This window comes from Sediminispirochaeta bajacaliforniensis DSM 16054 (genome assembly GCF_000378205.1).
GTDB classification, from domain to species: Bacteria; Spirochaetota; Spirochaetia; order DSM-16054; family Sediminispirochaetaceae; genus Sediminispirochaeta; species Sediminispirochaeta bajacaliforniensis.
Window position 1 is genome coordinate 36502 of the sequence record NZ_KB899427.1, and the last position, 15418, is coordinate 51919.

General features: G+C 50.1%; 12 protein-coding genes. 1 reads left to right on the forward strand and 11 read right to left on the reverse strand.

Annotated elements, in window-relative coordinates:
- Window positions 1-3: 3 nt before the first annotated feature.
- The 11 genes from F459_RS0118095 to F459_RS0118150 form a co-directional block, all read right to left on the reverse strand.
- Window positions 4-1548, reverse strand: a complete 1545-nt coding sequence (locus F459_RS0118095; RefSeq protein WP_020614124.1) for a fucose isomerase — start codon at window positions 1546-1548, stop codon at window positions 4-6.
- A 97-nt stretch (window positions 1549-1645) separates the two neighbouring features.
- A complete protein-coding gene (locus tag F459_RS0118100) occupies window positions 1646-2887 on the reverse strand; it encodes an L-lactate MFS transporter (RefSeq protein ID WP_026295102.1) in 1242 nt (413 codons plus the stop codon).
- A gap of 15 nt (window positions 2888-2902) precedes the next feature.
- On the reverse strand, window positions 2903-4372 hold the full coding sequence (locus F459_RS0118105; RefSeq protein ID WP_020614126.1) for an FAD-dependent oxidoreductase: 1470 nt from the start codon (window positions 4370-4372) through the stop codon (window positions 2903-2905).
- 14 nt (window positions 4373-4386) lie between these two features.
- Window positions 4387-6087 carry a UGSC family (seleno)protein gene (locus F459_RS0118110; RefSeq protein WP_020614127.1) on the reverse strand — a complete coding sequence of 567 codons (1701 nt, stop codon included), beginning with the start codon at window positions 6085-6087 and terminating at the stop codon, window positions 4387-4389.
- Window positions 6088-6090: 3 nt separating this feature from the next.
- Window positions 6091-6312, reverse strand: a complete 222-nt coding sequence (locus F459_RS23995; protein ID WP_154651733.1) for a hypothetical protein — start codon at window positions 6310-6312, stop codon at window positions 6091-6093.
- 180 nt (window positions 6313-6492) lie between these two features.
- A complete protein-coding gene (locus tag F459_RS0118125) occupies window positions 6493-7551 on the reverse strand; it encodes a substrate-binding domain-containing protein (protein WP_020614130.1) in 1059 nt (352 codons plus the stop codon).
- Window positions 7552-7577: 26 nt separating this feature from the next.
- The gene (locus F459_RS0118130; protein WP_020614131.1) at window positions 7578-8561 is read right to left on the reverse strand and encodes an ABC transporter permease; all 984 of its coding nucleotides are present in this window, start codon (window positions 8559-8561) and stop codon (window positions 7578-7580) included.
- Window positions 8562-8564: 3 nt separating this feature from the next.
- A complete protein-coding gene (locus F459_RS0118135; RefSeq protein ID WP_020614132.1) occupies window positions 8565-10055 on the reverse strand; it encodes a sugar ABC transporter ATP-binding protein in 1491 nt (496 codons plus the stop codon).
- 8 nt (window positions 10056-10063) lie between these two features.
- Entirely contained in the window at window positions 10064-11560 is a 1497-nt protein-coding gene (locus F459_RS0118140) for an aldehyde dehydrogenase family protein (RefSeq protein WP_020614133.1), read from the reverse strand.
- Window positions 11561-11572: 12 nt separating this feature from the next.
- Window positions 11573-12802: an iron-containing alcohol dehydrogenase gene (locus F459_RS0118145; protein WP_020614134.1), complete on the reverse strand. Its 1230-nt coding sequence runs from the start codon at window positions 12800-12802 to the stop codon at window positions 11573-11575.
- A 171-nt stretch (window positions 12803-12973) separates the two neighbouring features.
- Window positions 12974-13885, reverse strand: a complete 912-nt coding sequence (locus F459_RS0118150; protein ID WP_020614135.1) for a LysR family transcriptional regulator — start codon at window positions 13883-13885, stop codon at window positions 12974-12976.
- Window positions 13886-14118: 233 nt separating this feature from the next.
- Between F459_RS0118150 and hflX the strand changes: the two genes are divergently transcribed.
- A complete protein-coding gene (hflX, locus tag F459_RS0118155) occupies window positions 14119-15408 on the forward strand; it encodes a GTPase HflX (protein WP_020614136.1) in 1290 nt (429 codons plus the stop codon).
- The last annotated feature ends 10 nt before the right edge of the window (window positions 15409-15418 follow it).

Below are 15418 nucleotides of genomic sequence, written 5' to 3' on the forward strand. Positions count from 1 at the left end.
AATTTAAACCATAAGCGCTTCAAGTCCAAAAGCATCGGCAAGAAGCTTCAGTTCTTCCACATAGTCACCATAAGCAAGGGCCAGATGATTACCCGTATATTTATGAGCCTCAAAAAACTTCTTCTGATCATTTACACGAAAAATCACATAGTTATTACAATTATCAGTATAGTATCCGCCACCGCACACAACAGTACCGGTGCCAATAAGCATTTTCCTGCAATCGGGAGAGAATCGGCAAATTGTAATCTTCTGACCAACATCCTGGTTAAAGTCATAACGGAAAACAGCTCCGAACTTTTTATCAAACGCAAAATGCCTCAAGCCGTACTTGGAAGGTTCACAACAAATACCTTTTTTCTTGCGAATCTGGCTGGAATGATCAATAAGGTACAAGTTGGAGTGATCTGTTACATTGGCCAGATCGTTCTCAAGGTCAAAACGTGAAGAAATAGGAATCACATTCCCACTATCGTCAAATAGTACCGGCCAGGCGTTGCCTAAAGAAGGCGCCTTATCTGACAGTGTAGTCAACATAAACATAGCCATCATACTGTTAATGTCCGAATCACAGGTGGAAGGGATACCTTGTTCCGTCAACAGAGAGTGGTTAAGACAAAAGGTAAATTCCTCCTTGTTCATGCGCATAGTTGAACAAGCATCCGGGCAAGGAAACGTAAAACCATTGCAGTCATATAAATTAAGAAGTTTTTCAACCAAAACATAAATCTTGCAGGAATTAATGACATACGTACGTTCGATATCAAGATTGTCAGGTTCTGCCCCTCCAATAAGTTCATCCGCCAAGCTTTCAGCTTTTTTTACATCTTCATCAGTAAGATTTGGAGTGTCCATACGACCTGGTGTCGTATAGTTACCACCTTCGGGCAAAGGATGTATATAGTCGAAAAACTCATGAAGATTCACATAGCGGAAATGTGTGCCAAAAACATCGGTAACCTGAGGCAGGCTGATAAAAGAATCATTACACGCATACGAGGTGTTGGAATTAAAGCGTACACCTGCCAGAACATTTGCATTTTGTACCGCTTTTTTTGTTCGCAGTACATTCATTTCCTTTATAAGATCGCTCCATGTATTGGCAGCATATGTTTCCAGGCCGCGACTATATAAACTGGCCGTTATAGAGGTGATCATGCATCCCAGCCTTGGGGACAAAAGAATCGGCTTTTTGCTACGCTCTGCCAATTCAATAATCTGACGCTCACGTGCAATACCTGAATGAATTAAATAAACATCAATCTCACCAAGAACTTTCATCATTTGATCAAAGTTCTCCTGAGGCAGAAGCCAATCATCATTACATTCAAAATAGAGCGGTTCCCGAAGTTCCACAAAATCAGGAATATTTTTAACTAAATCGTCCTTAAAATCCGAAAAAACCTGCTGAGCAGCAATTTTATCATACTCGTTCGTAAGTGCATCGCCTGAAGAAAACCGGCATGGTCCCTCATAAGCGAATTTATGTACAAGTCCAAAGCAAAGCGGCTGCACATTGAGTTTAACATCTAAGCACCGTCTAATCATTTTTTTATCCCTCCACACCATTTTCATCCATAATGGCTAATATGAAAAAGTTTCGCACAGGTATGCAATATCAACAAGCAGGGTTACATATTTCCTCTTATGCTGATTGCCTGTGTTTCGCCGATAACATCAACGTCAACAAGAAACCCACGGCGGCGATGGCAAGACTCACGAGGAAGGCCTTTTGGTAGCTGCCGCTGGAGGCTTTCATCTCGCTCATAATCGTGGGGCCGAAGTAGCCGGACAGGGCAAACCCGATAAACATGATGCCGTAATTGACGCTGTTGTGTTTTGATCCGAACTGGGCTGCCGTAAAACCGGGGTAGATTCCCATAATCGCACCAAAAGCCAGCCCGATACAGCTTATACCGACGTAAAACAGAACGACCGACGCGCCGCCGGCGAAATCTCCAGAAACATACAGCACGATAAGGCCTGCCATGGACACGGCAAAAACGCCGACAAGGGTTTTTATGACACCGACCTTGTCGGACAGGAAACCGGCCACTATGCGGCCGAAAGTGTTTACCAAGGCAAGAAAGGATACCGCAACCGCGGCCGAGGCTGCACTCATGCCGATCATCTCCTGTGCGACCGGCGATGCCTGGGAAATTACCATAAGACCGGAAAAGGCACCGCAGCAGAGCATCATCATCATCACGTAAAAAATCGGGTCCAAGAGCATCCCCTTCCAGTCTTTTTCGGCTCCGACCGGCCCGCCGCTTTTAGCCGCCGGCGGTGTCCAGCCATCGGGAACAAAGCCCGGGGGACAGCGGATAATAAAAAACGAAGCGGCCCCTATCAGGATCATCATAACGGCGCCGATGATTTTAAAAGTCGCCGTAACACCGTTGGCGGCGATGAGGGCGTTGGCTATGGGCGGCATGATGACGGAACAGACGCCGTACGAGGCGGTGACAAGCCCACCTACCAAACCCCGATGGTCCGGAAAAAACTTGATCATGTTGGCCACCACGCAACCGTATACCAAGCCAAGGCCAAGGCCGGTGCCAAGGCCGTAACTTACGATCAGCATCCCCAAGGATTTGGCAAATCCGGAAAAGAATATGCCTCCGCCGAAGAGAATCCCCCCGGTAAGGATGATGAACCGAGGGCTTGCCCTGTCGTTGATAAATCCGCCGGAAATCATGGTAATGGGACCGACGCTGTTCGCCACGGTAAAAACTATGGCAAGGCTGCCCAAGGCAGCCCCTCCCACGGAAGAGAGGTAGGCAGCCATGGGTTTAGCGAATACGCTCCAGGCGTATATGGAACCGATGCACAGGTTGACAAGGCAGCTCGCGGCGAGCACAAACCACCGTTTAACGGTTAAGCTCATCTTTCATCAACCCCATCAGGTCGTCCCATCCAGGATGGCGCCCTGTTTTTTCAGGGTGCTCTGCAGCTCGCTGACGTTTTTTTCCAGCGCCCGGGGTGAAATGCCTTTCTTCACGCAGATTGCGGCGGCGGCGCCGGCGGCCTGTCCGGTGATCATGGTTTGGTGCAGGTAACGCAGATAGGCGTCCCGGTCGGTTGAAACGTGCTTGCCTGCGATAAGCATATTCTCGACTTTTAGCGGAACAAGGCATCGGTAAGGGATGTCATAGGAGCCGTCGTCGCTCGGGCAGACCTTCTCCACCTGGGCGATGGTGTTCTGGTCGGTGGTGTGGTGTGCGCCAGCCTTGAAGTGGCTCTTACCTATAACATCGGGGAACTCTTTCCCCACAGCTACGTCGTCCCGGGTGAGTTTATAGTCGCCCATAATTCTGCGGCCCTCACGCATGCGCAGTTCGGGGCAAAGCCGGGTAAGGTATGCGTTCTTAAAGCCCGGAATGTATTTTCGGAAGAACTTTAGGGCCAGGATATTCTGCTTACGACAAACCATCTCACCTTTGGTGATGTCCCAGGCATTGTCGGTGAGCACTTCCGGCACCTGGGATGAATGCTGCATATGGGCCTGAATATGGCCGCCTTCCCGGGGGGTAAGGAAGAAGCCCACACCAGAACATCCGTGCCATTCACCGGTCTCGAGCCCCTTTTTGTGGAACTCGGTAAAGCCCATAATTTCCCCGAACAAGGCCGGGTCGTCGCAGGTCTTGTAGAATTCAAGGGCCTTTTGATGGGCCTGCTCTTTCCGCTCCTCCGACCAATGCGGCAGCGTATGTTCGAACCAGACAATCTGATCCGGGTTTTTATGGATCCAGTTCATCAGTTCCTTCCAATCAACCCCATCCATGGTAAAAGAAATCGTGTGGGGCTGGACAGTTTTTTTATCAACGTATTCGGAAAGGGCACCTGCCCGTACCGCGATGTCCCCTTCTCCGGTGCAGTCAATGATGATGTTTCCTTGGATGATCATCGTTCCGTTGGTGTTCTCCACCTCGACGCCGGTCACTTTGTCTCCGTCCTGTACTACATCCACGACAAGGCTGTGAAGCAATAATTCCACCCCTTCTTCTTCCATCATTTCGAAAATTGTCAGAGCAAACCAGTCCGGGTCTATATACGAAAAGGTGTAGCCTCCTTCAAGCCGGTGCTCCGGTTTAAGATGCGGCAGGGCGTGCCCCTCTTTCAGCATCCGGGTATGAATCTCCTGAATAATGCCCGCGGCATCCTGTTCGCCTTTTGGGTTAAACAGGTGGGCAAACGCGAAGCCCGGAGGCCCTGAAAAACAAAGCTGTCCGCCGAGGGCCCCTACCCGTTCAATCAACAGGGTAGACGCTCCGCCTCGAGCCGAGGCAATAGCCGCCGCGACACCGGAAGTACCGCCGCCGCAAACGATGACATCGTATTTTTTATCAACAATAACCTGTTTTCTCGCCATACTTGTTCCTCCGTCTATTTTTTGAATTCTTCGATTGACTTCGCAGCTTTGCCGTCGGGAAGTGCGATCGGTTCCACAATGCCCTCGCTGTGCAGGGCCCAAGGAAGTATGATGCCGTCGTGGCCTCCTCGACCGCCGACCACCACCACTTCAACATCTTTGGGCGACCGTGTAACCGGCATAGGGTGCCGGTTTTTAAAGCTTTCGGGCCGAACCGGAACAAGGCCCCGATTCCGTATCATAGGTACCTCGTGGTACACATAGGTGTGGATGTGTTCCTGAATCATTTTTTTTGTGTAACCGGCATTTTTCAACATCATGCCATGATCCGGGGTGATAGCCATGACCAGCGGGCCTGGCATATAGGCATTGTTGGAACCAAGAGTAGTGCAGCAATGAGTCAGTGTGTCCAGAAGGTCGTAACCGTCAAGGCTTAAAAAGTCGATGACGTCATGAATCGGTTCGGCCTTAAGGACGTAAACCGTTGTGGTATTCTTGTCGAAGTGGTCTTCGTTGATCATGTTCCACTGGGCCAGTTCCGGTTCCTCGGCGAAGCAGTAGGTAAACTCCGCCTGGCTGGCGATGCAGTCAAGGTCGCAGACCCCGGGTACGGAACGAAGCACGTTCATGATGGCCAGGTTGACCGCCCGGCCGATGGTTGCGTTCATCGGCCAACCAGGGCCCATACAGCCTTGTTTGCCGGAGATACCGATTTCCTGGGCGATGGGTCCGGACACCAGCACAAGATTGCCGCCCGGGTGTGATGTGGTGACGCTCTGGTTAAAGTTGTAGAGTGGGTTGCCCAGGGCTTTAAAAGCCGCTATCAGTATGGGCATCGCCTTGGGTTTGCAGCCCGCCATTACCGCCGCTATGGCCACGTCCTTGACCGTTATACTCTTTCCGGACGGGCCCGAGGGAGGGCAAAGGACCAGGCTTTCCGAGAAGGGGCAATAGGCCAGCATTTTTTCGTACCGTACCCTTGTGGGCGGAATAATCGGTAAACCATCACTGATATGCTCGTCGTTAAAGTAATCGTTGATCAGCTCCAGGTTGTCGCAAGGTTCTTCTTCGCTACCGAGCTCGAAGGTTTTGGGAAGGTAGCCGTCTTTCGCGGGAGGAACCTTGTCCATCTTGAAATCGATATGGGATAGTTTTGCAAGCTCCTCGCCGTTGGAAGTGAGGGCCTTTAAAATATAGTCCCATTTTACATCTACCTGATGAGCTACCTCTTCCACGGTACTGGCCTGGTAAATATCCACCGAGCACAGGCAAAGCTGTCCGGCACGGTATACGCCTACACCTTCGGTAATCGCCGATCCCGGAGGCGCAGTCATGTACACCGCGGGAATACCCAGTTTTTCTAGTTCGATAGTAACCACTGTGGTTGAAGAAGAAGTGCCCATGTCTCCTAAAGCCACAATCGCCGCGACCGGTTTCTCTTTGGCCAGCATGGCCGCGTAATCGGCCAGTTTCTTTGCGTCTTTGCCCCGGACAGTCTCGGTGTATTCCACAAAGTTCGAGGCGCCGATTTCCTGGAGTTTTTCTTTTATACGGCCAAATACCGTATAGTAATTACAAAACCCAAGTTTGGTGTTGTTGTAAAAAAGGATTTTTCCTTTTTTCAATTCATCCAAGGACGACCGCTTCGCCATGGTAATGGCGGTCCTGTTCTGAAAGCCCCTGGGATCCAATAATCTGTTTTGTTGTTTTCCCATTTCTTATCTCCTTGCATAATCCTCAAAGGGATTTTTCAAACCTACCGCCGGTTTGGGTGGCGGCGTGTAGCCCGTCTTTTTCCAGAGGGGCTTGTTGTATTCGGACAACATGTCCGCAGGAATGATGCCCGTACACATAGTAATCATGGTCCCCTCATCGTCGGGTTCATAAGTCCAGGGGAGATACCAATGCAGTCGGCGCTGGTCCCATACTTGGAAATCCACTCCCTATACGCCAAATACAGGCAGGAATTCTGATCCAGGGATGGGGAGGGCACCCAATACGTTTTCTGATGATGAAGGGTCATAAGCCTATTTTCTTTAGCCGTGAGCATATACCTCTCCCCTTCCCCCTTTTCAGGGACTTAATGCAGAGAACTATTCTTCAAAATGCCCGATAGAACGTTATTTAACGATGCTCTTATACGTATCCCTGGTAATCATAGTGCCGGAAATCTTGATAACCGCGTATTGCTGTCCGGCTTCCTTGAACTGGGGGAAAATATCCTCGACCTTTTTACCTTCCCGGCAAATGGCCAGCATACCTTCAACCATATATTTCGCGTAATCCATGGCGTTGTAATAACAAGTAGCCCACCAACAGGGAGACGCGTTGTTGGCCCATTCCTTTACCGCCAGTTCGCCACCAGCGCTGACAAGGATCGTTTTCTTTTCCACGCCGGCGGCTTCAATCGCCCTGACGGCACCGAGGCCATAGTGGTCGACCGTGCCCATAACGAGCCAGGCGCTGACCTCCGGATGGGAAGCGATAATGGCGGAAGTCTGCTTGTAGGACGCTTCGGCCATATCCTGGCTGCCGGTCTCCGCGGCGCAGTCGGCCATGAAGATGTTAGAATCTTTCAGTCCAGGGAAGCCTTTTTTAAGTCCGGTGACAAAGCCGTTAGCTCGGTTGATATCCGACTGATACTTGCTGTTCGTACCTTTAATAACGCCAACGGTTTCAATCTTGGAAAGATCCACACCGGTAGTTTTCCAGTTGCCGATAATCCATTGGGCGCATTTATCGCCGACGCCTTCCGCATCAAGTTCAACGTACGGGGCAAGCACTCTCCCCGAACCGTCCTTTAACTTTAACGTTTCACCGATTACCGGCACTTTAGCGTCGTTAAACTTCGACACCACCGCCGGGGCACTTCCTTCGTCGACCACAAAAAGGAAGGCGCCGTCGATTCCCGAGAGAAGCCCCACATCCACCTGCGAAAGCTGCGTTTCAATTTTTCGATTCGCGTCGGCGGTGCGCACTTCAAAATTGTACTGGGCTCCCAGTTCCTTTAAGGACGTTTCGATGTCTTGTATCCATTGCACCGTAAATGATGTGGCAAAATATTCGAAAACAAGTGTTTTTTGCCCCTCCGATGCAGAATCGGAATCCGTGACACCGTTGGCGAACACCGCCGTTACCAAAGCGATGGTCATAATTAGCGCGATCGCTTTTCTCTTCATAACTTTCCCCCCTTTCCTTAAAAAATTTATCTTTCAAGCCTCTCCCTACGGAAGAAGTCAAATATCAAAGCCGCAATTAAAATCAGACCTTTTGCGACAATCTGCCAAAAGGCCGAAACGTTAATAACCGTAAGGCCGTTGTTGAAACATTGCATGATAAGAAGACCAATAAAGCAGCCCTTCAGGTTTCCCTTGCCGCCTGTGAAAGCCACTCCACCGAGGATGGCCGCGGTAATGGCGTCAAACTCCGCTCCGGCACCTCCCCCCGGCTGTCCTGAGTGCATTTTTGCGGTCATCAATACACCGGCGAAAGCCGCTACCATGGCGCTAATGATGTACAGAATTGTGCTGATTTTTTTTGGATTTAAACCGGCCAAACACGCCGCGGTGGGGTTGCCGCCTATCATATAGACGCTCCTCCCGAATACGGTCCGTCCCAGGATAAACCCGAAAATTATGAAAAAGACGATGAGTAAAATCGCAGGAAACGGAATTCCGGCAATTTTCATGGTACCGAATTTGATGAACATTTCCTCATTTATGGGGACCGATTTCCCCTTACAGATAATAAACGCAAGTCCAGAACACACCGAAGAGACCGCCAGTGTGGCTATAAAAGGCTGAAGACCAAAAATGTTTACCAAACACGAATTAACCAGTCCTACCGAAACACTGGCGATTACCACCACAAGGGAAGCAATAGGCCAGGGAACGCCGGCGTTGATCAAAATCGCCACCAAAGTCCCAAAAAGGGCTGCCACGTTGGCACTTGCCAGATCGATATGACCAGCGATAATAAGATAGGTTTCGCCGATGGCCAAAAGGCCTACGGTCGAGGCTGCCAGCAGTATATTGGTCATATTGAAATAGGACAGGTAATTCCTGTTCATGAACGTAAAAAAGGAAATTTCCAGCAGCAAGACGACCAACATCATGATCTCGCTCGATTGCATGAGACTCTTGGTCAGTCCCGTATTCTCGCTTTTATTTATTTTTCCGCTGTTTTCCATCGGTTACCTTTCCCTCATGGCAAGTTTTAAAACATTTTCTTCGGAGAGTTCTTCCCGGTTCAGTTCTCCGGTTATCCGGCCTTCCCGCATTACGATTACCCGGTCGCTGACATTAACGACTTCAGGCAGTTCAGATGAAATAAAAATCACCCCGAGGCCCGATTTAGCCAAATCACAGATCATTTGATAGATTTCCGCCTTGGTCCCCACATCGATACCTTTGGTCGGTTCGTCGAGGATAAGAACTTTGAGGTTCGCCAGGAGCCAGCGCCCGAGGATAACCTTCTGCTGGTTCCCGCCGGAAAGTTCCACCGCCACTTTGTCTATCGAAGGGGTTTTGATCCGTTGTTTTTCCACCGCCAGCCTCGCGATTTGCCGTTCGTTCCGGCGGCTTATCACCCCGAGCTTTGCCAGGTTATGCAGAATCGGAATAGTCAGATTTTCCCTGATCGAACGCTCGAGGACGAGTCCCTGCTCTTTGCGATCTTCTGGGCAAACACCGATACCCGCGAGGATCGCGTTCCGAGGGCTTCGTATTTTCTGGATTTTTCCATTAACGTAAATCTCACCCGCATTGAGCTTGTCAGCGCCGAAAATAGCTCTGATGGTTTCCGAACGTCCGGCGCCTACAAGGCCCGCGAAACCGAGCACCTCCCCCTTATGGAGGGTAAAATTCACACCTTTGATATAATCATTTTCAAGGCCTTTCGCTTCCAGTACCACTTCGCCGATTTTGTCGTTCCGGCTCAAATTATTAAACACGTCGCCGATATTTCGGCCTACCATCTTCAGCACAAGTTCGTCTTCGGTGGCGTCGGTGGTTTTTACCTCTTCGATAAAACAGCCGTCTTTTAAAATGATGATCTTGTCAGCTATCTTAAAAATTTCTTTCATTCGGTGGGACACATAGAAAATAACCTTCCCTTTCTGTTTGAGCTTTTCGATAAGCGAGAAAAGTACCTTGATTTCAGGATCCGAAAGGGAAGCCGTAGGTTCGTCAAAAGCGATTATCATACTATTACGGCGGTAGGCTTTCATGATCTCCACCATCTGCTGATGGGCGACTGACAGGGAATTCACTTTATCGTGGGGGTGAAAAGGCATCTGGAAGAGGTCGATGAGTTTTTTCATCTCGCCGTGAGATTTCCTGAAATTGACAACGCCCAATTTATTCCGATAGAGGTCTTCCATAAAAACGTTCTCCGTCACGCTCAAGTCCCCCACAAGCTGGCGTTCCTGGTAAATCACACTGACGCCGTAACGGAGCGCCTCGATCGGTGACTTAAAAAGAACCTTTTTACCGTTAATAAAATATTCACCGGAGCTTGCTTCCCGGGCGCCGGTTAAAATTTTCAAAAGGGTACTTTTACCCGCGCCGTTTTCTCCGAGGAGTGCGCAGACTTCACCGCCATCGGCCCGGAAGCTGATATTGTCCAAGGCTTGGACGCCGACAAAGGCTTTGCTAATATTCTTAAACTCAACGTAGTTTTCCATGCCGTCCCCTATTGGAGAAAACCTTTCAGCACGATATTTTTGATCTTGGTCATCTCATGCAAAGTAGTCAGCCCTTCGTTCCCCATGCCGCTCATTTTCTGGCCGCCGAAGGGCTGCATTTGGTTGCGGTACACCGAGGACCCGTTCACAACCATGCCGCCCGACTGCACATTCCGCGCGACGTGCATACCCAGTTTCCAGTCTTTAGTCATCACGCAACCGGAAAGCCCAAAGTCACTAGCGTTGGCAATTTCGATCGCTTCATCCATCGTATCAAAGCCGATAATCGGCCACACAGGGCCGAAGATTTCCATATTCTTCGCCACGTCCATATCTTTGGTAACCCCAGAGAGTACCGTCGGCCAGTAAAAAGCCCCTTCCCTCCTGCCACCACATTCGAGCTTTGCTCCCTGGTCTATGGTCTTTTGAACCTGCTCCTCAACCTGCTCTGCGGCCTCTTCGCTGATAAGGGCGCCCATTTTCTCTCCCTTGGCGTTCGTGCGGTCGGTATGGGAAAAGGCCTCGTCCATTATTTCTTCGATATTGTCGTCGTAGCCCACTTCGATCCCTTTAACCAGCTCCAAAAGTTTTTGAGTAAAAGCTTCCTTGACGCTGTTGTGCACGATAAAGCGTTTTGAAGAAATACAAATCTGCCCTGAGTTGCCTTTACGGCTCCCCCAAGCCCTGGCTGCCGCCGCATCGATATCCGCGTCAGGCATAACGATAAAGGGATCGTTGCCGCCTAATTCCAATACACAGGGTGCAAGACGTTTGGCCATAAGCTCGGCAATGCCTACACCCACTTCTGTACTGCCGGTCATGCTCACAGCGTCAACTCCGGGGTTCCGCAGGAGCCAATCTCCAACCTTCGATCCCGAGCCGGTTATAATCTGCAGGGCGTTGCCCGGAACACCGGCTTTCAGCAGGAGTTCGGTAATAAGAATGTCCGTTAAAGGATTGTCCGTCGGCGGCTTCACGATGACCGCGTTCCCTGCGGCCAGCGCGGGGGCCACTTTGTACGCGTAAAGCAGCATAGGTGCGTTAAAAGGCACTATTGCCGCCACGGTGCCCAAAGGCTCATGGGTTACCATAATGAGATCTTGGGCTGTTTTGCCGTCATGCCCCGGTTCAGAGCCCGGCACGAGAAGTTGGCCGTCGAGCCGCTTTGCCGCCTCAATGTACCCGGGGAAAACCGATATCGTCTGGTTATATTCAAAAATCGTCGTGGCCACATGTTTACCGCATTCCCGGGTGCAAACCGCGATAATCTCACGCTTTCGTTCCTCAAGAAGCTGCACGAACGTTTGAATAATTTTTTCTTTATCCATGAGCGGAATAGCGGCCCATTCCTTCTGCCCTTCCTTGGCGTTGACTACCGCTTCGTTCACATCCTCTTCGGTAGCCATGGGAATGGTATCGAGCTTTTTATTATTCGCCGGGTTGATAACGTCGATGGTTTTACCGTCCCGCGAGCTGGTTTTCCTGCCACCAATAATCATCTGCATCAGAACACCTCCCTAGTTTTTACTTGCGATAATTTTAGAGTAATAATTCGTCCGCTTAATCAGATAGGCGAAATCCTTCATCATAGTTACTCTTGGGTATGCACACTGGTCGTTGGGAGTCGTATCCTTGTTATTGAAAATCGGATGCTTCAACATAAGATCGAGCACATCGTTGTCATTGTAACCCCATTCCTCAAACGTTTTGCCTCCAGCGATATGGAGGTCCCGGCAAAGATCGATAACCCAGTCGATCAGCATCCTCACCTCGAAATCTCCTTCGGGAATATTTTTCTTGGTGATGGCATTATAAGCTTTGCGGTATTTTTCTTTGCAACCCTGACCGTTCCATTCAATTACAGCGGGAAGCACCATGCCGCAGGCATCGCCGTGTGGCATGTGAAAAGGCTCTTCCGACATAGGGTGGGTAATTACATGATCCTGCCCTATACTGGCGATACCAAGGGAAAATCCCGAGTACATACAGCCGAGACTCATCATGTTGGCCCACTTCGTAACCGCAGGGTTCGCCACAAACGGCCGTATCGCCTCGCCGATAAGTTCCAGCGAATGAAGCGAAAAGAGTTCAGTAAAATCGTTCGCATTCATGTTGGTGTAGGATTCAAGACCGTGGGTAAATGCGTCCACCGCAGTCGCCGCAGCCACTGCAAAGGGAAGTCCGGCAAGCAAATGAGGATCCATAACAGCGTAAGCCGGTAAAATCGAATCGTGCATGGGAACGAGTTTAAAACCTTTCTGGTCGCAAATAACCGCGTTTCTGCACACCTCACTGCCGGTACCAGCCGTTGAGGGAACCGCAATAATTGGATAAGTTTTATGGGGCAACGGTTTCGCGGGAGGCCAGCCCATAAAGTCCATCACCCCATGATCCGTTTCGCCGACAATTGCAACGCCCTTGGCGGTATCCATAGTACTGCCGCCCCCCACGGCGATAAGCGCATCGACCTTAAACTGATGGGCCTGCGGTATCGCCTCGTCTTCTATGGTAACGGCCTCAGGATTAGGGCGTACATTGGTAAACAGGGTATACTCCACTCCGGGAGCGGCCTTTAAAAGGGCTTCCACGGGTTTGATCACCCCGGCCTTGTACAAGCCTGGATCGGCAACCAGCATTACCCGCTTCCATCCCTCGGTTTCCAAAACCCGGGGAATAACCGAAATACATCCCGGCCCCTGGTAAATCTTTTGTCTTACGCCGAACTGTAAAAACTTCTCGATTGCCATACTGTACTCCTCACATTTTTTTCAGCAGGGCGCCACCGCTAGCGCATTCCGATATCGGCAGGCGATGAACGCCATCCTGTTCGTCCTACTGACGAAAGCGCAGTGGAACTTATTGAATAGAGCTATTATGGTATCCGGGTTTTAAAAAACGCAATCGCAATAAAAAAACAACTATTCCGATTTGGAATAGTTGTCGATATATTCCCAGAAGGCCTCGGACGCAGCATTATGGAAGCTATTTCGCAGGCGGGTCAGACAGATAGATCTTTCCGCGGTAGGAATAATATCGCGAACAACAAGATCCTCCGATGTGATGTGGGAGGTAAATTTTTCCATAAGTAGGGCGATACCCATTTTGTTCTGGACGAATTCAAAAACATTTCCAATTCGGGTGCCCTGAAAATACACATTAGGAGTAAACCCCGCTTCCTCGCAAAGTCTAACGCAGTAAGAATACGTGGTGGTCCGGTTACTCAAAAAACACAGCGGTTCGGTACGCAGCTGCTGCAGCTCTATCTGTTTCTGCTCAGCCAGCGGACAACTGCGATTCACTACGGCGACCAGATGATCCCTGGTAAAGGCGATCTTTTCAAATCGCTTTGTTTTAAGAAAAAGCGAATCGCAAAAAACAAGATCAAACTCGCCGGAACTAAGACTGTTACTCAGCAGCTTATCCTCGTTATATTTAAACTCGTTCATCTTTATCGTGAAATTGGGAAATTCGGTTCTGAAAGCGGCCACCGCTTCTACGATACCGTAAAACTCCATGGTGATCAGGCACCCCAGATTGAAATCCATCTGCTCCTGGTCAATGAACTGGCACAATTCCTTGTTCATCTGTAAAAAGCAATCATTGAATTTTTTCGCATAGGGAAGAAAAAACTGACCACCAATTGAAAGCCTGGTTGTTTTATTGTTACGGATAAAAAGCTGTATACCCAGTGTTTTTTCCAGAGCCTGTATATGTTTCGAAAGCGCCGACTGGGTAATGTACAGTTCGTCGGCCGCGGCAGAAAAATTTTTACACTCGACTAACTTTAAAAAGTCATTGATATGGAAGAAGTTCAAATCCCAGCTTTTCATATTTTAGCCTTTTTTAGTCTTTCCCGCTTTGGCAAATTTGTCAAGAAAAAGGAGTTGAGCCATTATTTCTGTAAGGCATTGGGGCGATCACACTGTATTCATAAGCACAATCGTACCGTGGCGATTCAAGATTTGCTCCCCTGCCGTAGTATCGTGGTGATCAATAGCGTGATGAAAGACTCAAGCCGGCCGTAATGGACATGCGAAGCCTCCCGGGTGTACCATAATCGGTAATGATCGAAACCTACCAGAGTGAAACAGAAGATTCGCTTCCGCGGGAAAGGCGGGCATTTCTTGTTGAACTGCGCAGAGCGGAAGAGAGTGAGAAAAGTTGCGAGGCTCATCTCGCAGAACTCAAGGGTCTTGTGAAAACCCTTGGACTGACGATCGCCGGCACAACGGTGGCTCCACTGAGGGCTCCCTCTCCCGCCCTTTTACTGGGAAGCGGGAAGAGTGAGGAGATAGCCGACAGTGCCGACGAGCTCGATGCGGGGGTCATCATCATCGACGACGACCTAACGCCGAGACAACAAAGAAACTGGGAGCAGCTTTCGGGCTGTGTCGTCATCGACCGCCAGGAAGTTATCCTGGAAATCTTCGCAGACAGGGCCGCAACGCGCGAGGCCAGCCTGCAGGTTGCCCTTGCCCGCATGGAATATAGCCTTCCCCGACTTACCAGGGCATGGACCCACCTGTCCAGGCAGCGCGGAGGGTCCCGCGGGACAAGAGGAGAGGGAGAAACACAGCTCGAAAGCGACCGGCGGATTGTCCTTGCCAAGGTTGCGAAACTCAAGAAAGAGCTGGAAGGGGTACGCAAACAGCGTGCCACCGCCAGAAAGCAGAGGAGATCGGTGCCTCTGCCCACGGTAGCTTTGGTCGGCTATACAAATGCCGGGAAATCAAGCCTTCTCAACGCCTTAGCAGGATCGACGGTCAATGCGGAGGATAAGCTTTTTGCTACCCTTGATCCCACGACCAGGCGGCTTGAACTTTCAGGAGGGAGAAGCGTTCTGCTTACCGATACCGTCGGATTCATCCGCAAGCTTCCCCATGCCTTGGTCGATGCCTTTCGTGCGACCCTGGAAGAAACCCTTCTGGCTGATCTTTTGATACATGTTATCGATGCCTCGGATCCTGAAGCCGCAGAGCATTACCGCACAACCAGGCAGGTCCTCTCTGAAATCGGAGCGGAAGATACGGACCAGATCATCGTCCTCAACAAGGCTGACCTCCCCCACGACCAGCTTCTCCTTGCCCCTTTGCGGGAGGCGGATCCTCAGGCCCTTTTTATCTCCACAAAAAGCGGATTGCATCTTGATGCATTAAAAGAGCGGATTGCCGCCATGCTGGAGAAGCACACATTAGGCCATCGTTATCGTATTCCCCTTGATCGTTACGATCTGGTCGCTCTTCTCCATCGCGAAGGCAGAATTATAAAGGAAGAAGCGATCGGACAGGCGGTTTATGTCGAAGCAATAGTGAACGAGAAGATCGACTCCATACTGAAGGCTTTTAGGGAATAAAGAAGGAAAT

Excerpts from the sequence above, each read along its gene's own strand:
- F459_RS0118095 (WP_020614124.1), bottom strand. The coding sequence starts at position 1,548 with ATGATTAGACGGTGCTTAGATGTTAAACTCAATGTGCAGCCGCTTTGC.
- F459_RS0118100 (WP_026295102.1), bottom strand. The coding sequence starts at position 2,887 with ATGAGCTTAACCGTTAAACGGTGGTTTGTGCTCGCCGCGAGCTGCCTT.
- F459_RS0118105 (WP_020614126.1), bottom strand. The coding sequence starts at position 4,372 with ATGGCGAGAAAACAGGTTATTGTTGATAAAAAATACGATGTCATCGTT.
- F459_RS0118110 (WP_020614127.1), bottom strand. The coding sequence starts at position 6,087 with ATGGGAAAACAACAAAACAGATTATTGGATCCCAGGGGCTTTCAGAAC.
- F459_RS0118125 (WP_020614130.1), bottom strand. The coding sequence starts at position 7,551 with ATGAAGAGAAAAGCGATCGCGCTAATTATGACCATCGCTTTGGTAACG.
- F459_RS0118130 (WP_020614131.1), bottom strand. The coding sequence starts at position 8,561 with ATGGAAAACAGCGGAAAAATAAATAAAAGCGAGAATACGGGACTGACC.
- F459_RS0118135 (WP_020614132.1), bottom strand. The coding sequence starts at position 10,055 with ATGGAAAACTACGTTGAGTTTAAGAATATTAGCAAAGCCTTTGTCGGC.
- F459_RS0118140 (WP_020614133.1), bottom strand. The coding sequence starts at position 11,560 with ATGCAGATGATTATTGGTGGCAGGAAAACCAGCTCGCGGGACGGTAAA.
- F459_RS0118145 (WP_020614134.1), bottom strand. The coding sequence starts at position 12,802 with ATGGCAATCGAGAAGTTTTTACAGTTCGGCGTAAGACAAAAGATTTAC.
- F459_RS0118150 (WP_020614135.1), bottom strand. The coding sequence starts at position 13,885 with ATGAAAAGCTGGGATTTGAACTTCTTCCATATCAATGACTTTTTAAAG.
- hflX (WP_020614136.1), top strand. The coding sequence starts at position 14,119 with ATGATCGAAACCTACCAGAGTGAAACAGAAGATTCGCTTCCGCGGGAA.